The 21,224-nt window shown below is 40.4% G+C and carries 19 protein-coding genes and 1 tRNA gene; 15 read left to right on the forward strand and 5 right to left on the reverse strand.

The genetic code is table 11. The annotated features are described in order from the left end of the window. The first annotated feature begins 1 nt into the window (after position 1). The 3 genes from ACZ41C_RS07210 (at position 2) to ACZ41C_RS07220 (ending at position 1,644) form a co-directional block, all read left to right on the forward strand. The gene (locus ACZ41C_RS07210) at positions 2-958 is read left to right on the forward strand and encodes a PorP/SprF family type IX secretion system membrane protein (RefSeq protein ID WP_464565189.1); all 957 of its coding nucleotides are present in this window, start codon (positions 2-4) and stop codon (positions 956-958) included. A gap of 47 nt (positions 959-1,005) precedes the next feature. Continuing rightward, positions 1,006-1,368: a dihydroneopterin aldolase gene (folB, locus tag ACZ41C_RS07215; protein ID WP_464565191.1), complete on the forward strand. Its 363-nt coding sequence runs from the start codon at positions 1,006-1,008 to the stop codon at positions 1,366-1,368. Positions 1,369-1,570: 202 nt separating this feature from the next. After that, positions 1,571-1,644: transfer RNA gene (locus tag ACZ41C_RS07220), tRNA-Cys, on the forward strand. Between the two features lie 26 nt (positions 1,645-1,670). Here the strand turns inward: ACZ41C_RS07220 and ACZ41C_RS07225 are convergent. Both ACZ41C_RS07225 and ACZ41C_RS07230 read right to left on the reverse strand, forming a co-directional pair. After that, positions 1,671-2,069 (reverse strand): DoxX family protein, encoded by a 399-nt coding sequence (locus ACZ41C_RS07225; RefSeq protein WP_138256648.1) that lies wholly within the window; start codon positions 2,067-2,069, stop codon positions 1,671-1,673. Next, entirely contained in the window at positions 2,069-3,232 is a 1,164-nt protein-coding gene (locus ACZ41C_RS07230) for a DNA polymerase III subunit (RefSeq protein ID WP_138256647.1), read from the reverse strand. Before ACZ41C_RS07230 ends, ACZ41C_RS07225 begins: the two co-directional genes overlap by 1 nt. A 114-nt stretch (positions 3,233-3,346) precedes the next feature. On the opposite strand from ACZ41C_RS07230, the gene ACZ41C_RS07235 reads away from it, so the two are divergent. From ACZ41C_RS07235 to ACZ41C_RS07245, 3 genes are all read left to right on the forward strand, one after another. Beyond that, positions 3,347-4,537, forward strand: a complete 1,191-nt coding sequence (locus tag ACZ41C_RS07235; RefSeq protein WP_464565194.1) for a phosphoglycerate kinase — start codon at positions 3,347-3,349, stop codon at positions 4,535-4,537. Positions 4,538-4,655: 118 nt separating this feature from the next. Then, positions 4,656-6,287: a LysM peptidoglycan-binding domain-containing protein gene (locus tag ACZ41C_RS07240; RefSeq protein ID WP_464565196.1), complete on the forward strand. Its 1,632-nt coding sequence runs from the start codon at positions 4,656-4,658 to the stop codon at positions 6,285-6,287. 14 nt (positions 6,288-6,301) lie between these two features. After that, positions 6,302-7,288, forward strand: coding sequence for a DUF4837 family protein (locus ACZ41C_RS07245; RefSeq protein WP_138256645.1), 987 nt, complete (start codon positions 6,302-6,304; stop codon positions 7,286-7,288). A 71-nt stretch (positions 7,289-7,359) separates the two neighbouring features. Here ACZ41C_RS07245 and ACZ41C_RS07250 read toward each other — a convergent pair whose 3' ends face one another. The 3 genes from ACZ41C_RS07250 to tatA all read right to left on the reverse strand — a co-directional run bounded on the left by ACZ41C_RS07250 (position 7,360) and on the right by tatA (position 10,978). Continuing rightward, positions 7,360-7,542, reverse strand: coding sequence for a DUF6747 family protein (locus ACZ41C_RS07250; RefSeq protein ID WP_464565199.1), 183 nt, complete (start codon positions 7,540-7,542; stop codon positions 7,360-7,362). 234 nt (positions 7,543-7,776) lie between these two features. Further along, positions 7,777-10,533, reverse strand: a complete 2,757-nt coding sequence (locus ACZ41C_RS07255) for an OmpA family protein (protein ID WP_464565201.1) — start codon at positions 10,531-10,533, stop codon at positions 7,777-7,779. Between the two features lie 259 nt (positions 10,534-10,792). Continuing rightward, on the reverse strand, positions 10,793-10,978 hold the full coding sequence (tatA, locus tag ACZ41C_RS07260; protein WP_138256644.1) for a twin-arginine translocase TatA/TatE family subunit: 186 nt from the start codon (positions 10,976-10,978) through the stop codon (positions 10,793-10,795). A 188-nt stretch (positions 10,979-11,166) separates the two neighbouring features. Here tatA and ACZ41C_RS07265 point away from each other — a divergent pair, with 188 nt between their 5' ends. The 9 genes from ACZ41C_RS07265 (at position 11,167) to ACZ41C_RS07305 (ending at position 21,223) form a co-directional block, all read left to right on the forward strand. Further along, a complete protein-coding gene (locus ACZ41C_RS07265) occupies positions 11,167-12,036 on the forward strand; it encodes a M23 family metallopeptidase (protein WP_464565203.1) in 870 nt (289 codons plus the stop codon). 5 nt (positions 12,037-12,041) lie between these two features. Then, positions 12,042-13,538 (forward strand): GH3 auxin-responsive promoter family protein, encoded by a 1,497-nt coding sequence (locus tag ACZ41C_RS07270; RefSeq protein ID WP_464565205.1) that lies wholly within the window; start codon positions 12,042-12,044, stop codon positions 13,536-13,538. Between the two features lie 54 nt (positions 13,539-13,592). After that, positions 13,593-15,272 (forward strand): DUF6909 family protein, encoded by a 1,680-nt coding sequence (locus ACZ41C_RS07275; protein ID WP_464565207.1) that lies wholly within the window; start codon positions 13,593-13,595, stop codon positions 15,270-15,272. Between the two features lie 19 nt (positions 15,273-15,291). Next, positions 15,292-16,284 carry a hypothetical protein gene (locus tag ACZ41C_RS07280; protein WP_464565209.1) on the forward strand — a complete coding sequence of 331 codons (993 nt, stop codon included), beginning with the start codon at positions 15,292-15,294 and terminating at the stop codon, positions 16,282-16,284. Continuing rightward, complete coding sequence (gene rfbB, locus ACZ41C_RS07285; protein WP_464565211.1) at positions 16,281-17,324, forward strand: dTDP-glucose 4,6-dehydratase; 1,044 nt, start codon at positions 16,281-16,283, stop codon at positions 17,322-17,324. The genes ACZ41C_RS07280 and rfbB overlap by 4 nt, the downstream gene beginning before the upstream one ends. 20 nt (positions 17,325-17,344) lie before the next feature. After that, positions 17,345-18,214 carry a glucose-1-phosphate thymidylyltransferase RfbA gene (gene rfbA, locus ACZ41C_RS07290; RefSeq protein ID WP_464565213.1) on the forward strand — a complete coding sequence of 290 codons (870 nt, stop codon included), beginning with the start codon at positions 17,345-17,347 and terminating at the stop codon, positions 18,212-18,214. After that, complete coding sequence (gene rfbC / locus ACZ41C_RS07295; RefSeq protein WP_464565215.1) at positions 18,211-18,756, forward strand: dTDP-4-dehydrorhamnose 3,5-epimerase; 546 nt, start codon at positions 18,211-18,213, stop codon at positions 18,754-18,756. Before rfbA ends, rfbC begins: the two co-directional genes overlap by 4 nt. A 114-nt stretch (positions 18,757-18,870) precedes the next feature. Continuing rightward, positions 18,871-19,701 carry a class II fructose-bisphosphate aldolase gene (locus ACZ41C_RS07300; protein ID WP_464565217.1) on the forward strand — a complete coding sequence of 277 codons (831 nt, stop codon included), beginning with the start codon at positions 18,871-18,873 and terminating at the stop codon, positions 19,699-19,701. A gap of 4 nt (positions 19,702-19,705) precedes the next feature. After that, a complete protein-coding gene (locus ACZ41C_RS07305) occupies positions 19,706-21,223 on the forward strand; it encodes an FGGY-family carbohydrate kinase (protein ID WP_464565219.1) in 1,518 nt (505 codons plus the stop codon). The last annotated feature ends 1 nt before the right edge of the window (position 21,224 follow it).

The raw sequence follows: 21,224 nt of genomic DNA on the forward strand, positions 1-21,224 counted from the left end.
TATGTTTAAGAGATTATTGACCTTAGCACTTATCACAAGCGCCTTCTTCGTAAGAGGTCAAGAACTTAATTCCCCACAACTCTCCCAGTATCTGGCGGACAACCCGTTTGTATTGGCCCCCACCTATGCAGGGATTGGAGACCATGTTAAGATACGGCTCAATGGTTTGGCACAATGGGTAGGCATAAAGGATGCTCCCAGGACGCAATCCTTGGCCGCGGATATGCGGATTGGGGAAAAATCCGGGGTGGGCGTGTTTTTATATAACGATTCAAACGGATATACCAAGCAAAGGGGCGCCAGGGTTTCTTTTGCCCACCACCTTACCTTGGACCGCTATGAGGACGAGTTTCTATCCTTTGGTCTTTCCTATAATTTCAACCAGTTCAATATCGACATTGATCAGTTCAATCTTATCGACTTTCCCGATAATGGAATCGTAAACAACAGGCAAACGACCAACCACAACTTTGATGTGGGGGTTTTGTATCGATATGACAAGTTTTACTTTGCCGCAAATGCTTCCAATATTTTGGACAAAGACCCAAGAGACCTTACGTTTGACATAGACGAGCCCAATGAATTGAGAAACTATTATGTGTATACGGGCTATAGATATACCAAAAGCAGAACAAGCAATTTGGAAATTGAACCCTCTATGTTGTTCAAGATTTTTGAAAGCGATGGACGGTCCGAAACGGATTTGAACGTAAAGTTCAGATGGTACGATTTTGAGGACTACTACTACGCCGGGGTTACCTACAGGTTCTTGAACGACCAGATTGGAAACCCGCTCTATATAGCGCCGATACTAGGGTTAAAGAAAAGCAACTTTTATTTTGGATACTCCTATCAGATAATCTTGAACGAGATTTTGGGCTATAGTACAGGTACCCATGTAGTTACCATTGGTGTGGATCTATTCCAAGGTATCAGCAATTGTAGGTGTACCTATTGATTTACCCATCTTTGTTTTAAGTTTGTGATCGAATCAATAATTGGATCATGGGGATTATTAGGGTAGATAACATTAGGGTATATGCATATCACGGGTGTCTTTCTGAGGAAACAAAAATCGGAAGCGATTATTTGGTAAATGTTGAGGTCAAGGCAGATCTCTCCAAAGCCATCGTATCCGATGCACTGAAGGACACCGTGGATTACGTTCATATAAACCGGATTGTGGTGGAGGAAATGGGCATTCCCTCCAAACTACTAGAACATGTGGCCAAAAGAATAGGGGACCGTATTTTTAAGGAACTCCCAATGGTAAAAAAATCGAGAATTTCAGTTGCCAAGGTAAACCCGCCCATAAACGGCGATGTACAAAAGGTGCTGGTAGAATTATCTCTTAAGAGAGGAAAATAGGATTGTCGCATTAGGGCCGAACTGGAAGGCGAAACTTTTATAAGGGTTTTATACTGGTTCTAATCCACTCGATGAGTCAAAAGCAGAATAAATTCTGATAGATCCATGATAGAGCGGCAATGGGTCTATTATTTCAAACAAACTTCGTTTCCTTTAAAACAAAAGGATTATTTTTTACTAAATTTGCAATCATTTTAAAAAGGGCATCGTGGCCGAGTGGCTAGGCAGAGCTCTGCAAAAGCTTGTACAGCGGTTCGAATCCGCTCGATGCCTCCAAAACCTCCTATTCTTGGGAGGTTTTTTTAGTTCTGGAGCAGAAACAACAGAAAAACGGTGGGCATGAGATATATCACTATCGTCCTGGCACCGTCATAGTCCTTTGCCACCCGTTGCCCTAACAGCAGCATCAAAAGGGTGATACAGCCCAAAAGAGCCCCCCAAAAAGCCATGGATGTATTTTGGGAACTTAGGATTCCATAAATGCCCATTAATGAGGCAATCCCCGTAATTAGTTCCAGCGCTAGGATAAACCCCACTAGTAAAGGAACGGAATTCCTGAACGGCGTTTTTAAAAAGTGACCTTTTAACCATCCTATATTGCCCTTCCAATCGAATATTTTATCGGCCCCGCTTTGTAAAAAGGTCAAGGCCAAAAAAAGAAGCAAAATGAGCTCAGAAGCGTATTCCTGTATCGTTTCCATCAAGAAGGTATTTTAGTCGGTTTTTTATGAAGTAGCCTTGTAAGGCGAATGGATAGGTCCGTAAATATAATCTTCGCATTGCCATTTCTTTCCACGTGAAATATGGCATCTTCCAGTTCTTTGGTTATTTCCAGGATATTGTTTTCATGCACAAAGGGCGCGAATTTTTCCAACTGGAAGCCATCGGCATGAATCTTCATATAGGCCAGTTCGTGCACCCCGTAATTCAATAGCAGCGCCTGGCGCATTACCATAATGCAATAGTGTAGGAACTTTTTTTGGGTCTCCCTTCCGGTTTTCGCCAATTCATCGCTCCATAATAGTAATTCGTGTATTGCGGCTTTGTTTCCTTTCGCTTTAAAGGCACTGCGCACCCATTGCACGAACCACTTTTCGAACACCAGATCTTCCGAGTCCTTGTTCAAAAGGTCAAGTGCCTTGTTGAAGTTTCCATTGGCTTCGTGGGCGATTTGCATCGCCTCTTGTTGGGATGCCCCTTTTTTGAGAAGCGCATCGGCGATAACGTCCTCTGCCAAAGGTGGAAAATGCAAAATCTGGCATCTGGAACGTATTGTCTGTAGAATTTGCTCCTCATCCTGGCAAAGTAAAAGAAAGACCGTTTTTTCCGGTGGTTCCTCTACCAACTTCAAAAGTTTGTTCGATGCGGCGGTGTTCAATTTTTCGGCCATCCAAACGATCATGACCTTAAAACCGCCTTCATAGGATTTGAGGGATAGCTTTTTTACGATTTCCTTGGCCTCGTCCACCCCGATCTGGCCCTGCTTTTTTTCAATATCTATCAATCGGTACCAATCAAATAGGTTTCCATAGGGTTGCTCGGCCAAAAACTCCCGCCACTCCTTGCTAAAATTGTCACTTACGGCATGTTTTTTAGCCTGCTCCGTATTGGCAACGGGATAGACGAAATGTACATCTGGGTGGGCAAAGGAACTGAACTTTAGATTGCAGGCGGCGTTGCCGCCCTCATTTTCGCCATTTTGGTTGCCACATATCAAATATTGGGCATAGGCCAAAGCCATGGGCAAGGTGCCGGACCCCTCGGGGCCTACGAACAATTGCGCATGGGGAATCCTTCCGGCATCAGCACTAGATGTGAGATGGTTCTTTATATGGGGGAGCCCTAAAACGTCCTTGAATAGCATGGCTTCAAATATAATTGTTTTTGGAGCAGGAAAGAATAGCCATAATTTCTTGGGGAAGGTTTTAACGATACCTATTAATGGTTACATTTGCCTTTCAATTTAAAGTACCATTCAATGAAAGTATTAGACGACCACAATTTTGAGAATAAAAAGGCTTTGATCAGGGTTGACTTTAATGTACCCTTGAACGAAAAGTTTGAAGTAACGGATGCCAACAGGATCGAAGCGGCCAAACCAACCATCATTAAGGTATTGGAAGATGGAGGCAGCGCGATTCTTATGAGCCATCTTGGTCGGCCCGATGGCAAAAGAAATCCGGACATGTCCTTGAAGCATATTTGTGCCAAGGTTTCCGAAGTAATTGGAGTTTCAGTTAAGTTTGTGGACGACTGTATTGGTGAAAAAGCGGAAAAGGCCGCCCAAGAACTAAAAAGCGGGGAGGTGCTGTTGTTGGAGAACCTCAGGTATTACAGTGAAGAGGAGAAGGGTGACGAGGCTTTTGCGGAAAAACTTTCAAAATTGGGCGATGTCTACATAAACGATGCCTTTGGTACTGCCCATAGGGCACACGCCTCAACAACGATTGTTGCCAAGTTCTTTCCAGGGGCAAAATGTTTTGGGTACTTATTGGCCAAGGAAATCGACGCCATCGAAAAAGTAATGCAGACGGGTGAAAAGCCTGTATTGGCGATTTTGGGAGGGGCCAAGGTTTCGTCCAAAATCACGATCATAGAGAACATATTGGATAAGGTGGATGACCTTATCATAGGCGGGGGTATGACCTATACCTTCGTAAAGGCACAAGGAGGCAGCGTTGGCGATTCCATTTGCGAGGACGATAAAATGGAACTGGCCATGGATATCCTAAAGCAGGCAAAGGAAAAGGGAGTAAACGTGCATTTGCCTTTAGACGTAATCGCTGCGGATGATTTCAGTCCAAACGCGAAAACCAAGGTTCTGGATGTAGACAACATACCCAATGGTTGGCAAGGTTTGGATGCCGGTCCCAAAACGCTGGAAAACTTCAAAAAAGTGATTTTGTGCGCTAAAACGATTCTATGGAACGGTCCCGTAGGTGTTTTTGAAATGGATGCCTTTGCCAAGGGAACCATAGCTGTTGGAAATTTCATTGATGAGGCTACCCAAAATGGTGCATTTTCACTTGTGGGAGGGGGCGATTCCGTTGCCGCAGTCAAGCAATTTGGCTTTGAGGAAAAGGTAAGCTACGTTTCCACGGGAGGAGGGGCCATGTTGGAAAGCCTGGAAGGAAGGACATTGCCAGGAATCGCTGCAATAAACGAGTAGACAGGGCGTTATCGATTAACGGAGTTTAACGGGTTAATCTACATTTTAAGAAAGAAAATTTTATTCTAAAGGAAAAATGTACGATTTTCGTTAGTCCCGCTAAGAAAATTTTCGCTCTATGAACAAGTTGCACATCCGTAGTTTTTTTCTTGTTGGTTTTTTTGCGTTTCCAATGTTTTTATCGGCACAGCAAAAAGATTCCGTAAACCTTCAAAACAAGAAGGCAATTGTCACAAACCAGATTGAAAATGATTCCGCCACGTTACAGGCGGAACAGGTTATAGACCTTTCGGCGGTGGATTCCATCCCGGATAATGACTTTATCTTGGTGAAGTCAGACCAAACCCAGAGGTATGACCTCAAGGACCAATCCCAGGCTGCAAAGTACGATAGTCTTTGGATGAAGGAACTTATTGCCAATGCCCCTCTGTTTGAGGCCATCTATGAGGACGTAACGACTTTGGAGCCGGATTCGACCTATGTGCTGGATTTGAATACGGATACATTAAAACTCAGGTTGGAAAAATTAAACCAAAAAACCCCTTTTAATGTTGCTTACAATCCCTCCCTTGAAAATGTAATCAAATCATTTTTGACAAGAAGAAGAGGGCTTATGCAGCGAATGTTGACCGCGAGCCAGTTTTACTTTCCCTTATTCGAGCAAGAAATGGACAATCACAATATTCCTTTAGAAATGAAGTATTTGTCCATTGTTGAATCTGCCTTGAACCCAAAAGCAAGGTCCAGGGTGGGTGCCACGGGTTTATGGCAATTTATGTACGGAACGGGAAAAATGTACAATTTGGACGTAACAAGTTATGTAGACGAACGCAGTGACCCTATTAAATCTACTAAGGCAGCTTGTCAATATTTGTCCAAACTCTATGAAATTTTTCAGGATTGGGATTTGGCGCTCGCCGCCTATAATTCGGGACCAGGGAATGTCAACAAGGCCATAAGAAGATCTGGCGGATATAAGAATTATTGGAACATTCGAAGCTATTTGCCCAGGGAGACAGCGGGCTATGTACCGGCATTCTTGGCCACCATGTATATTTTTGAATATGCGGAAGAGCATGGTCTAAAGGGGCAAAAGGTGGACAGGCCGTATTTTGAGACCGACACAGTACACGTAAAAAGCCTCATTACGTTCGACCAGATAGCTGAGTTGGTAGGTATTGACAAAGAAGAACTAAAGATTTTAAATCCGTCCTATAAATTGAATGCCATTCCTTATGTGGAAGGAAAGAACTACACCCTTCGTTTGCCCAGAAGCCATATGGGCAAGTTTGTGGCCAATGAGGAGGCTATTTATGCCCATGTGGAAAAGGAGCTTAACAGCAAGGAAAGTCCATTGCAGGAGCTTGTAAAGCAGGCCGAGGAGGGAGAAGTGGTCTATAGGGTACGGAGTGGTGATTATCTTGGTAAGATCGCGGAGCGTTATGGCGTTGGTGTGAGCCAAATAAAAAGATGGAACGGCTTAAGGAGCAATAATCTTAGGATTGGCCAGAGATTGACCATTTTTCCCAAAAAACAGCCCGTTGCCGCTGTAAAACCAAAGAACACCCCTTCAAAAGGTTCAATATCGAGCAACATAAAAGTACACGAAGTTCGCAGTGGGGATTCCCTATGGACGATTTCCAAAAAATATCCTGGAGTTAGTATCGAAAATTTACGAGAATGGAACGGTATTAGTGGTAATAATCTAAAACCGGGCACAAAATTGAAACTGTGCGATTGTTCATCGTAAATTAGATATGTAAAATGAAGAAAATCAGAACACTATTTTTATTGACCATCTTGATCTTTGCTTCCTGCAAGGAGAATAAGCAACAGGATTATTTACCGGAATCCATTGGCGCCTATAATACCCTTACGGTTGTAATCAATAACGATCTTTGGAAAAGTGAGGTAGGGGACAATATCAGAAGACATTTTGCCGCTCCCGCATTGGGCTTATCTTGGGACGAAGCCCAATTCAGCATCACACAAATACCCCATCAGATATTCTCGGGTTCTGTACGGAACACAAGGTCCGTTTTATATGTCATGGAAGACTCCCTGGACCTTGCCCACATGAAGAGTAACATGTATGCCAAACCGCAGTTGATTGGTGTGGTCAAAGGAAGAAACCACCAAGAGATCATTGATAATTTAAATGAAAAGGCCCCCGAATTTATAACCGATTATAAAGCGTTGGAAATAGCGGAAGCACAAAAGAAATTTTTGAAGTCCTTAAGCAAGGAAAAGGCCTTGCAGGAAAAGTTGGGCATCAACTTGAATGTACCCTCCGTTTATAAAGTTGGAAGGGAAGAGGAGAATTTTGTATGGATCGATAGGCAAATTCAAAAAGGGAACATGAACATTATTGCCTACAGCGTTCCCTGGGATACATTTTCAAACGACTCGACCTTTGTCCAGGACATTGTACGCATGCGCGATTCCATTGGAAACCTGTTTATTCCGGGGGAGGATATCCCCGGAAAAAACAATCATATGATTACGGAAAAGGCGTTTTCACCCTATGTTTTTCCCGCGGAAGTCGCCGGAAGGAAAGCCGCAGAGGTTAGGGGAAGGTGGGAAATGTCCGCATATCCTATGGCAGGCCCGTTCCTGACCTATATCATAAACGACAAGCCAAACAACAGAAAACTGGTGTTGGAAGGCTTTACCTTTGCCCCGGCGACCGAAAAACGGGATTATATGTTCGAGCTGGAGGCGATTTTAAAGACCGTAAAATTCAATGAGTAGAATACTTTCTTGATGCATAAAAAAGGGCCCACATTTTGCGGGCCCTTTTTTGCTTAAATATTTATTCTCACTTAAAGATTACTAAACGAAAAACCTGTAGATATTCTAAATATCAATGCATATAACGCCAATGCAATTAGTATAAAACATGCCCAAGAAAACACCTTAAAATAGTGTTCCAGAATATAACTTTTCCAGTTTCTAAAGGCTTCAATATAAATTTCCTTGATAAGTAAAAGATTCCCCATAATCATAGTTTTTTAAGTTACAGAGCTAAAGTTCTAAAACCGTAGACATATTTCTAAAAAGATCAGACTAAGGGATAAAAAAGTCTGCAAACAAAAAGGGATATTTTAAAAAATCTATGAAATACCTGTATTATCGTTCAATTGAAATGTATTCGTTTGAGGTAGCAATACGCTTCGGCACATTAAAAAAGGCAGAAACCTGAGGGTTTCTGCCTTTTTTATTCTTTATGTAAATGGATTTTACAAATCTACAATGATGAATTCAGATCTACGGTTCAAGTAGTGCCTTTCTTCCGTACAACGGACACTGCCGTTACATTCGTTCAACAGTCTTTCCTCGCCGTACCCTATGGCACTTTGGATTCTTTCCGGAGCAATACCTTTGGATATGATATATTCCCGCGTGGATTTGGCCCTTCTATCCGAGAGATACTTGTTGTAGACATCGCTACCCCTTGAGTCGGCATGTGATTCTATCTTGATGACCATTTGGGGATACTCGTTCATCACGCTAACAAGCTTGTCCAATTCTTTGGCGGCATCGGGGCGTATGTAAGATTTGTCAAAATCGAAATGGATCATTTCCGTCTTAAGTTTTCGAATACCGTCCTCAACGGCAATCATTTCCTTAAGTTTTCTCATTTGAATATTGACATTTATGGTGTCGTTATTTGCCGTGGCAACTTCCCTTTCATCATTAAAATAGGAATTGCGCGTGGTCTTGAGGGTGTATTTGGTGTTGGCATCCAAATCCTCGAACATAAAACTCCCATCCTCGCCGGCCTCAACCTCCTTCAGTTTCATATTGTTCTCGTCCAGTAATTCTACCAACGCCCTAGGCATAACATCGCCGGTTACGAGTTCTGTCACTACTCCGGCGATGGCATTTTTCACCACGGGAACCTCCTCTATTTTTAGAGTCTTAAAGGAATAGATGTCGTCAAATCCTTTGCCTCCGTCCCTATTGGATGCAAAATAACCCATTTGTTTTTCCTCATTTACGATAAACGAGAAATCGTCCTTATTACTGTTGATGGGTTTGCCCAAGTTCTTGACCTCCGCAAATCCACCATCCTCGTCAAAAGCCGCCTCATATACATCTAAACCGCCCATTCCTACATAGCCATCTGAAGAAAAATATAGTTTTTCCCCGTTCACGAAGGGGAACATCTCCCTTTTTGCCGTATTAATGCCAGGACCTAAGTTTCTAGGCTCCGAGAAGGAACCGTCCTCCATGAGGTCCACTACGAATATATCTGTTTCACCAATGCTTCCGGGCATATCGGAAACGAAGTACATTTTCCTGCCATCCGGACTAAGCACGGGGTGACCTGTTGAATAGGAGTCGCTGTTGAAAGGTACTTCGGTAGCTTCGGCCCATTGACCATCGACCTTAACCGATTTATAGATTTTTAAGTGGTTGATTCCCTTACTGTCTCTACGCAGCTTTTTGCCATAATTGTTCCTCGTAAAGAACATGGTGTTGTTATCTGGGGTAAAGGTAACTGCCGCCTCATGGTATTTGGTGTTGATTTTCTTGTTGAACTTTATGGCATCACGAAGTTCTTGCGTTTCCTCGTTCAATTTGGCGGTATAGAGGTCCAAATAGGGTTGGTTGTCCCATTTATACCGTCTGGTCGTAAATACGGACGAATCCTTTGCAGAGGCGAATACAACCTTGTCCTGCTCTAAAAATGCAGGGGAGAAGTCGCTATACTCAGAATTGATGCCAAGGTTCTTTATATCAAATTTTGGTTCAGCATTTATTAGTCGGTCCAAAATTTGCTCCCTTTGGTTAGCTGAAACGGTGGCGTTGCCAAGTTGGGCCTGATATTTTTTATTGTAAAGTCGCATCAATCTTTTGGACCTGGCATAGTTTCCGGTACCTTTTAGGGAGTGTGCATACCTAAAAATATTATCGGCGGACATTTGATCCCCATAAGTCTCATACATGGTATTGTACCATTTGTAGGCCTGCTCCATATTTGTGTTGAAATAATGGGCATCTGCAATCTTCTGAAGTACCTCGTAAGATTGCTCGGCTTTATTGTTTTCGAGAGCCGTTTCGTAGAGTTTGGCAGCTTCGGCATACCACATTTTATCGAAATAGGCATCGGCCCTTTTTATGATCATGCTTTTATTAGGGTCCGATTCAATGGATTTGGAGCCGGGGTTGTCCTGGAATTCCTCTTCCATGACGGCCAAATCGGATTTCGTAGCCTGTTCCTGTATCATATCATAGGTCACGTCTTCCGGTTCAAGGGGTCTCACCAAAATCTCCTTCTTAGGTTCCCTTAATTGAGAAGTGTTCGTTTTGGATTGGTTGGTATTGGTCTCGGCACTTGCAACACTGCTTTCCTGCAATCCAGAAACGGCTTCTTTATACTCGTCAATTTTATCCTGATTGGTATAATACACGGTAGCTGTTTTAGTCGCTGCTCCGTTGGAGCTAACAGCATCGGAGTAAATGATGTTACCGCCCTCTGGCAACCTATTTTCCAAAAGTTCTTTTTCACTCGCAATGACGCTATTGTCAAAGGAGTTATCGATTACCATGTTAAGTATCCAAACATCATCGTCGTATTTTCCGTCAAAATTTGACTTACAATCGGCAATCGCTTTTTGCCAGGAGCTATAATGATTTAGGTATAAATAGTAAAGCTTGTTTTTGGGATTTTTGATATAGCCGGCATTGAATCCCTTTTTATTAAGTTTCTTTACCTGTTTGTCCAATTTGTTATCCTTGCTGAAAACACCTGCAATCACATAATAGCCATTCGAGAATCCATCGATATCCGTCAGGGTTCTTTGAGGAATATTGTTTGCCCTTGCGGCATTGAAAAACCTCTCATCGTCAGTTCTGTCTATCGTATAGAATTTTTGATCTGTAGTATTGTTTGAAGCCCCGGTATTGGATGATGCCAGTCCTATCTGAAAGTCCTGTGCTCCCATAGATAGGGAAAATAGAAATACACAAATGGATAAAATATATTTCATGCTTTAAAAATCATTTTCGAAAATCGTTCACAAACTAGTTGTCTAATAACAGGTTTTGGACGGATTTATTTTCGAAAATACCTTTAAAGGCAATAATGGATTATTTTTTGTTGTGAAAGGGGTGTTTTTTGTCGTGTAGCCTAAATAAATGCGTGGGTCCAAAGAAGTTTCAACAACATATTTAATGATTAAAGATCCAACAAAAAAAGGGCGTTAACCGCAATTGGATAACGCCCTTTCAGTGTATTCGAATGTATGTTTATTCCTTTTTTTCTTTTTCAGGGGACTCGTCCTCTTTGGAAGCATCCTTAAATTCCTTGATTCCGCTGCCAAGGCCACGCATAAGCTCGGGAATTTTTTTACCACCGAAAAGCAAAAGAACTACCAAAACAACTATTGCTATCTGCCATGGGCCTATTGCCAAGAATATATTCGCTACTGTCATAATACAAAGTATTTAATGGATAACAAATGTAGTAAAAACTAGTTTACCTAACTAGAATATTAACGTTAAGCAATGAAAGGTTGAAATCAGTATCAAATAATCTTACGGAAATTGCATAGCGACTTTAGGCGTTGCTTATTTTTAGGTTTAACGTACTAGTTTACATTTCTAAGTTTATCTTTGTTCAGATGGCCAAAAAAGTAAAAAGAAGAAAGGAAATAAAGCGCAAGCTGCTCCACAAGTACCGTTTGGTAATACTGAACGAAAGTACTTTTGAGGAAAAAATATCTTTCAAGTTGAGCCGATTGAACGTTTTTGTAACGGCATCCCTCTTCATGATTGCCCTTATTGGCCTTACCATCCTCCTCATTGCATTTACCCCTTTAAGGGAATATATACCAGGATACTCCTCCACCGCCCTAAAAAGACAGGCCACAGAGCTTACCTATAAGACGGACTCCCTTGTAAGAACCCTTAATTATACCAATAGGTATTTAGATAATATCCGTATGGTTTTGAAGGGCGATATTGAGAACAATGAAATCAACAGGGATTCCTTGTACGAACAATTTAAGCTGGACCCCGCATCCGTAGACCTTTCGCCCATTAAGGAGGATTCCCTTTTAAGGGCTGAAGTTGCCCTTGAGGACAAATACAATCTATTTGAAAGGGACACCAATAGGAAAAATCTAGTCCTTTTTCCTCCTGTTACAGGAACAGTCTCCATGGGATATGATTTGGAAAGTAAGCATTACGCAGTGGATATTGTCGCACCCATTGATACCCCTGTAAAGGCCGTGGCCAATGGCACCGTTATTTTTTCTGAATGGACGGCGGATACGGGTTATGTTATAATCCTGGAACACCAGGATGGTCTTTTGAGCGTTTATAAGCACAATGGATCGCTGGCCAAATTCCAAGGAACGGTAGTGCGCGGGGGTGAGGTGATTGCATCTGTTGGGAATACAGGTGAATTGACCACGGGTCCACATTTGCATTTTGAGCTTTGGGATGACGGAAATCCTGTTGACCCCCAGAATTTTATCGACTTTAATTAGTTATCATGTCCTTAAAAGCCTTTGCCGCCAAGATTTTCGCAAAAAGAATTGTGGCCAAGACCCAAAAATGGGTCCAAAATCCGCACAAAACCCAGCAAAGGGTCTTTAAGGAACTGGTGGCCAAAGGGGCAGGTACAAAATTTGGGGAGGACCATGATTTTAATGGTATCCAGACGCATCAGGACTTTGTTGAAAGGGTGCCCGTTAGGGACTATGAAGAACTAAAATCCTATGTGCATAGGGTGGTGGATGGAGAGCCGGACATTTTATGGCCAGGGAAACCCATTTATTTCGCGAAGACTTCGGGAACCACTTCTGGCGCTAAATACATACCCATCACCAAAGAATCCATAAAGCACCAAGTAGAAGCATCCAGAAATGCCATTCTCAGTTATATCGATGAAACGGGCAGGGCCGATTTTGTGGACGGAAAAATGATTTTCTTACAGGGAAGCCCGGAACTTACCGAAAAGAACGGTATCAAATTGGGCAGGCTTTCCGGGATTTCCGCACATTATGTACCCAATTATCTTCAGAAAAACCGATTACCAAGCTGGGAGACCAACTGCATCGAGGATTGGGAGACCAAAGTGAATACCATAGTTGATGAAACAAAGGACGAGGATATGACCGTAATTGCGGGTATTCCTTCCTGGGTACAAATGTATTTTGAGAAGTTGAAGGAAAAAACCAATCGGAATATTGGAGACCTGTTTCCCAATTTTGAACTCTTTATTTATGGCGGGGTCAACTACGAACCCTATAGAAAAAAGTTTGAGGAGCTCATTGGCAGGAAGGTGGCCAGTATAGAATTGTTTCCTGCCAGTGAAGGTTTTTTTGCCTATCAGGAATCCCAAAAAGATAAGGGCATGTTGTTGCTACTGGATTCCGGGATATTCTACGAGTTTATCAGGGTTGATGATTTCCATAAAGAGGAGGGCAAACGATTGACCATAGAACAAGTTGAAAAAGATGTGGATTATGTAATGATTATATCAACCAATGCAGGGCTTTGGGCATACAACCTTGGAGATACCGTTCGGTTTGTTTCATTGAGGCCATACAAGGTCATTGTTTCCGGAAGGGTCAAGCATTTTATTTCGGCCTTTGGGGAACATGTTATCGCAAAGGAGGTTGAGGAAGCGATGCAAACGGCAATGAATGCTACGGATGCCAAAATGAACGAGTTTACTGTTGCGCCACAAATTACTCCGGAAAACGAAGAGCTGCCCTATCATGAATGGTTCGTGGAATTCGAAAAGGAACCTTCGGACATAAATACCTTCAAGAGAATTCTGGACGAATCCTTACAGCAACAGAACAGCTATTATTTCGATCTGATAGAAGGGAAGGTCCTTCAGCCTTTAAAAATAACGCCCATCAAGAAAAATGGGTTCAAGGAATACATGAAGTCCATGGGGAAACTGGGAGGTCAGAACAAGGTGCAACGTTTGGCGAACGACCGAAGCGTAGCCGATAAATTGAAGGAATTCATCGCCTGAAAATACGGCGAGATCAATACCAAATAATAATTGTAGTTTTGCGGGAAATCTCTTATGGGCAAAACAGTCACAACAACCAGGGCACAGGAATCCACCAATGCCATAGAGCGCATGTACATCACCATGCGCCACCTTTTTAACAGGGGCTTTTATAAACCGACAGGTGTTTCGGGCGAAGCCTTAAAAAATGCCCTTTTACTCATTCGTCCAGAAATATATGGAACACTAGGGGAGGAAAAGGCGGAACTCAACGGTCTTCTGTACGTTCTGGAAAGACTTCCCGAAGGAATTGAACAATGTAGGTTCATCAACTTGACTTCAGACGAAGGATATGGAATATCCCACATAGACCCAATTATCCCTCCAAAAAGAAGGCGAAACTGCTACCGAATAGACGATGAGCAGATGAATATTGAGATTACCCGGGGCAGATCGGATATCTATGACATTCTTACCCATTTAACTTTTTTGTTCATTGAGTCCGAAAAAATATGCAAGAAGGTCCTGATACCGGAATCCAATAAGACCATCAGGGATTGGTCAAAACTGGAAGCCTTTCTTAAAAAGGAAGCGTTGGAACAATCTGAAAAGGAGATTGCCCTGATACATACGGCCAATATTTTGGGAAGGTCCTTTGGAGAAGTATTGCATGTTTACAATAAATTGGCAACTGAAACCGACCCAGAGCGATTTTTGCGTATAATATATTGGTTGGGAAAATTGGCCATAGAGGAGGAACTTACGGGAGAGAAGCGTTCCATAACCTTTAGCGCCCTACTGAGGGAGCGATTGGGACATCACATCCATGGGGAACGATGGGCCAACCACATTAAAGGAATCCTGGAAGAACATGGTCTCTTGGAAAGGCCGATACATATTATCTCCTCCAACATGCATAGTGTCATGAACTCCTTCTTCGCGACCAACGCCCTTAAAGAGGAGTTTCCCAATGCTAGCAAACTGGAAATTTATGAGGCTTTGAGCGCTCCGGGTAACGAGGCCTTACGCTTGAAGGTACGTGAATTTGCAGAGGCCAATGGCATGATATCCATTGCGGATTCATCGGGCACCAATATTGACGTTCAAATATTTGATACGGGGATGTTCAATAAGAACGTCTGTTGCTATAATTTTCCAAGTACAGGTGAAGAAGAAAAACCTGTTATATTTGTGATGGACTATGCCTTTGGAGAACAAGCTTTTGAAACCATAGATGAGTTTCTGAAACCTTATGAAATGGATGAGAAGGAAGTTTTTTTGAATGTGGTTTCCGTCTCTATAATGGGTAAGGCCGGAATTTTGGAAGGGGGCAAGGGAGATATCATGATACCTTCTGCTCATATTTTTGAAGGAACGGCAGACAATTATCCTTTTAACAATGAATTGTGCAGCGAGGATTTTAAAGGGAACGGTCTAAAGGTGTTTGAAGGGGCCATGGTAACCGTTTTAGGGACTTCGCTCCAGAACAAGGACATCCTGAAGTTTTTTCATGAGTCCACGTGGAACGTTATAGGATTGGAAATGGAAGGGGTACATTATCAAAAGGCGATACAATCGGCCTCGAAAATTAGAAAGAGCATACGGGAAGATGTAAAGGTGCGCTATGCCTATTATGCTTCGGACAATCCTTTGGAGACAGGAAGTACTTTGGCTTCGGGTGGATTGGGAACGACCGGTGTTAAGCCTACCTATTTGATTACAGATCGTATTTTAAAGCAAATATTCAACACATAACATGGCGGAAAATCAATCAATGAAAAATCAGGACAGTTCCGATGAAATCGATTTGGGACAGTTATTCCAGCTAATAGGCAAGGGATTCAATGCCATTTTTAGGTTTATACTGAGAGTTTTTCTCTATTTGAAGAAGAACTTTTTTATATTAATTGGTTTATTATTGTTGGGATTGGCGGTAGGCTATGGACTGAACCAAATTGTTTCAAAAAGATTAAAGACGGAGGTTATTGTAAGACCACAGTTGGAAAGCAAAAATTATCTGTATGATGTTATTGATGAATTGCAATCAAATATCAATGCGAGAGACACGGCCTTTTTCAAATCCATAGGTATTGAAAATATTGATTTTAGTGGACTTGAGGTAACGGCGAGCAGAATGGTGGAAGAGGGAGCCTCAGCTTCCGATCTTCAATATTTGGAATTATTACAAAGCTTTGAAAACACGGATGCTATTGCTGATATTGTAAGGGCAGAACTGGAAAACAAGAGTTCCTTTAACCATCGAATAACCTTTTACTATAAAAATAAGGATTTAGGTACTCAGTTCGCAAAGAAAGCAATGGATTATATTAATTCCAACTCCTACTTTGACGATGTTCTACAGATTACAAGAAATAATGCAGAAAATAGAATCGAACAAAATCAAGTTTTATTGGAACAGGTTGATAAGATTATTACCAATTATACCAACAACCTAGCCTCGGGAAACAGTGCCGTTTCAAGTGAACGGATTATTTTGGATAATCAGGAACAAGTAAATATTGCGGATTTATTCCAGTATAAAAATGCATTGATACGAGATATTGAAGCGAAAAAACTGGAATTGGCAGAGCAATCAGAGCCTATAAGTATCATCAACTTTGGAAAGCCTCAAATAGTTAGAAAGTCATTTTTTGGAAAGAATATAGTTTTTGTGCCTCTATTATTTTTAATGTTGTTCTTTATCTTCTCCACAGTAATGTACCTTAACAGAAAGTCTTTGTATTTGAATAAAAACATGAACAAATGAATATTTTAATTACTGGCGGCGCTGGTTTTATTGGTTCCCATGTTGTTCGTAGAATGGTATTGAACTATCCAGAATATAGAATTTTTAATTTGGACAAGCTTACTTATGCCGGCAATCTTGAGAATTTGAAAGATATTGAGAACATGCCAAATTATTGTTTTGTGAAGGGCGATATCGTTGATGAAAATTTTATAAACGAAATGTTTGATAAAACCGTCTTTGAAGGGGTGATTCATTTGGCGGCTGAATCGCATGTGGATAGGTCTATTAAAGACCCATTAGAGTTTGTAAGGACCAACGTAATGGGTACCGTTAACCTGTTGAATGCCGCAAAGAACAATTGGAAGACAAATTATCAGGGCAAGCGTTTTTATCATGTAAGTACGGATGAGGTGTATGGTACTTTAGGAGAGGAAGGTTTGTTTACGGAGGATACTCCCTACGACCCTAATTCCCCATATTCGGCATCAAAGGCAAGTTCAGATCATTTTGTAAGATCGTATGGCGAAACCTATGGTTTGCCTTTTGTGGTTTCCAATTGTTCTAATAATTATGGGCCCTATCACTTTCCAGAAAAACTTATTCCATTGTTCATAAACAATATAATTCAAAATAAACCTTTGCCGGTTTATGGGGATGGAAAATATACCAGAGACTGGCTTTTCGTTGAAGATCATGCGAGAGCGATTGATCTGGTTTTCCATAAGGGGAAAGATAAAGAAACCTATAATATTGGAGGATTCAACGAATGGCAAAACATTGATTTGGTAAGACTGCTTTGTAATTTGATGGATAAAAAGCTTAATCGTAAAGAGGGCGAATCTGAAAAATTAATATCCTTCGTTAAGGATAGGCCTGGACATGACTTAAGATATGCTATTGATGCAACGAAAATAAATAAAGAATTAGGCTGGGAGCCCTCAGTAACATTTGAAGAAGGACTAGAAAGAACTATAGATTGGTATTTGTCCAATGCAGGGTGGTTAAACAACGTGACATCCGGTGACTATAAGGAATACTATAAAAAAATGTATTCATAGTACAAGTTTAAATCCAACTTATGAAAGGAATAATTTTAGCTGGAGGCTCAGGGACCAGGCTTCATCCATTGACATTATCGGTAAGTAAACAATTGATGCCAATTTATGACAAGCCAATGATATATTATCCTTTATCCACTTTAATGTACTCAGGTATAAGGGAAATATTGATTATATCTACACCAAAGGATTTGCCCTTGTTTAAGGAATTATTGGGGGATGGCTCCAAATATGGATGTTCTTTTTCTTATGAAATCCAAGAGGAACCAAATGGATTGGCAGAGGCTTTTATCATTGGGTCCGATTTCATTGGCACTGATAAAGTTGCATTAATTCTTGGGGACAATATTTTTTATGGATCAGGCCTTTCAAAGCTTTTACAATCCAACAATGATCCTGATGGGGGTATTATTTACGCATATAGGGTTCACGATCCAGAAAGATATGGGGTAGTTGAATTCGATGACGAAGGGAAAGCAATAAGTATTGAAGAAAAACCCATAGAGCCCAAATCCAATTTTGCGGTTCCTGGAATTTATTTTTATGACAACGAGGTCGTGTCCATTGCAAAGAATATTAAGCCAAGTTTAAGAGGCGAACTAGAGATTACCGATGTGAATAAAGTCTATCTTCAGAAAGGAAAGCTTAATGTAAGTATCTTGGACAGAGGTACAGCATGGTTGGATACGGGCACTTTTCAGTCTTTATTACAGGCATCTCAATTTGTTGAGGTAATAGAAGAAAGACAGGGCCTAAAAATAGGGGCCATAGAAGCAGCGGCTTATGAAATGGGATTTATTGATAAAAATCAGTTTAAGCTATTGGCAGAGCCTCTGATGAAGAGTGGTTATGGTAAGAATTTATTAGGAATACTAAGAAAGGACTTATGATTTTTACCGAGACAAAGCTAAAAGGGTGTTTTGTATTGGAACCCAGAGTTTTTGAAGATGATAGAGGATACTTTTTTGAATCTTACAACAAAAAGACTTTTGATACTGGTATTGGAGACAAGTTAAAATTTGTACAGGACAACCAATCTTTTTCCAAATACGGGGTTATACGCGGAATACATTATCAGGTTGGAAAATTTGCACAGGCTAAACTTGTCCGGGTGCTAAGTGGTACCGTTTTGGATGTGGCCGTGGATTTAAGGCAGGATTCGCCTACGTTTGGGGAGCATGTTGCCGTAGAATTAAGTGAAGAGAACAAAAGGCAATTGTTTATACCCAGAGGATTTGGACATGGTTTTTCGGTACTTTCAGATACAGCGCATTTCTTTTATAAGTGTGATAATTATTATGATAAGCAATCTGAAGGAGGCATTGTATTCAATGATACTACCTTGAAGATTGATTGGAAAGTTCCTACAGAGCATATCAATGTTTCCCAAAAGGATTTTATATTACCTAATTTAGAATACTCTAGATTATAAATGTTATTCAATTAAGTAAATCTTAGAATTCCTTGACTCAATAAGTGTTAGTAATATCAGCTAAGTAGAAATTAGAATGGTCCTTTGAGAAAAAAAACAATTAAAAAGTAGAAATTGAAACATAAACTAGAATTAGCTCTTGATGATTTAAAAAGACGGGGAAAATCAACCTTTGCATTCAACGTTCAAAATTTTTACCAGCTTGAGGCATGTGTAAAAAGTGCCAATAAGCTAAGCGTACCTGTTATTATTCAATTTTCGGAAAGATTTTTAAGATTTTTGGATGAAAAGTATTCCGTACACTATATCATATCCAAATACAAAACTCAATACACCTATTTTCATTTGGACCATTGCATTGATTTGGACTTCATAAAATTCTGTATTGATAGTGGATTTGATTCCGTTATGTTTGATGGTTCGGCAATGTCAATTGAAGAAAACATTAAGAACACCAACATTATAGTTGAGTATGCGAAAAGGAAAGGTTGCTTAGTGGAAGGAGAGCTAGGTAAAGTTTCAGGTGTGGAAGACGGATTTGGAGAGGAAGGCTCCTCATATGCAGAATTGCAGGAAATAATAAGGTATGTAGAAGAAACAGAAATAGATTTAATGGCCTTGGGTATTGGTAATGCACATGGATTTTACGAGAATTTGGAAGGGTTGAATATTTCAATAATGAGAGATGCTAGCGAGAAACTTCCTTCCAACCAATTTTTTGTATTACATGGAGGTACTGGCTTGCCCGAAGAAATATTACTGGAGTCCATATCATTAGGGGTCGTTAAGATTAATATTTCCACCCAATTAAAAAAGTGTACTATGGATTTGATAAAGGAATATGCAGAACAGAACGAATTATATAATGAAATAACCTTTCATAAACATATGATTGAAGGAATGTCTGGCCTTTTTGAAAGTTATTTAAATAAATATACCGTTTAGTATAATGTACTTAATAATAAACTTAGGCTTAAAGTCAATTAGGGGAATTGTTTTCAACGAAGAAGGTATGCAGGTTTATGTGACTTCAAAACCAGTGTATTCCAAATTATTCAATAATCGAGTAGAACAGGATGCTTTAGAATGGCGTTCTAAATTAGAGGATATATTGCATGAAATTTCCTCAATTGACCATTTACGAGAAAATATAGAATTTATAACTTCAACAACCAGTTCATCATGTATTTATGGAATGAAATATGATGGTTCTCCCATAACTAAAGTTATGATGGTGTCCGATAAAAGGGCACAGATGGAATCGGATTTGGTAAATGAAGCTATTTCAAGGAACTTTTCTTCCATAGATATTAATTGCCCTCCTTCCTCAATAATATCTAAAGCATTGTGGTTTAGGCGTAATAAACCACATGTGTTCGAAAATGTTTCCCATTGGATGGGAGCGGGGGAATTTTTAAACTTTTATTTTACGGGAGAAGTTTTTACAGACCCGCTGAATGCAAGCAAAGGACTATATTATGAAAACGAATATTTAGACTCAATACTATCAGAGTTGGAAATTGAAAAATCTACTTTGCCTACCGTAAAGGAAATAGGATTTTCTCTTGGATTGAGTAGTTTGATAAAAAATAAATTTGGGTTCAATAACAATTGTAAATATATCTTAACAACGTATGATGCTATATGTGCAGTAATCGGTTCATACGATGGTGATTCCAAAACTGCATGTGATGTTTCTGGAACCGTGACATCCGTGCGCGTATTGTCAAAGAAAGGTTTGAACGAAAAGGAGGGGCCAATTCTATCGCAAAAACTAGGAAAGTTCGATAATTTTTTAATAGGCGCGTCCAATAATTTGGGAGGGGGTATCATCGAATGGCTTAAACAGTCTTTCTATGATGAAAACGATAAGAACGTCTACTATATCATGGAGAACAATGCACATCAAATTTCCATTGGCGCCCATGGCATAATTTTTTTGCCGTTTATGTTGGGAGAGAGGGCTCCCTTCAATAGCCCCAATGCAAGAGGTACATTCTTTGGTGTTGATCGAGCCAGCACAATAAAGGAATTTTCAAGAGCGGTTTTTGAATCCACGGCCTATGTAACCAATGATTTACTTCAGTTAATATTGCAAAATGGTGTTGAGGTTGATTCGTTGTCAGTTAGTGGTGGACTTGCAAGATTTGACTTGATAAATCAAATAAAGGCGGATGTAACGAACAAAAGAATTAAGGTTATAGAGAATTTTGAAAGTACTTCCGTTGGTGCTTTCATACTTCTCATATTAGCATTGGGTAAATATAGTAATGTGGAGGAAGCTTCCTCCAATATAATTAGGATAAGGAAAATTATCAATCCATCTCAAACCAACCATGGGATTTATAAGGAATTTTTTGAATTCTATAAAAGCTTAAATAATCAATTAATACCACTTTACGATACACATTTGGCCATTAGGAATAAAGTACAGTCCTTTTCTTCTGAAACAATTAGTAATTTATAGG

This window comes from Maribacter sp. C-4077 (assembly GCF_055378385.1).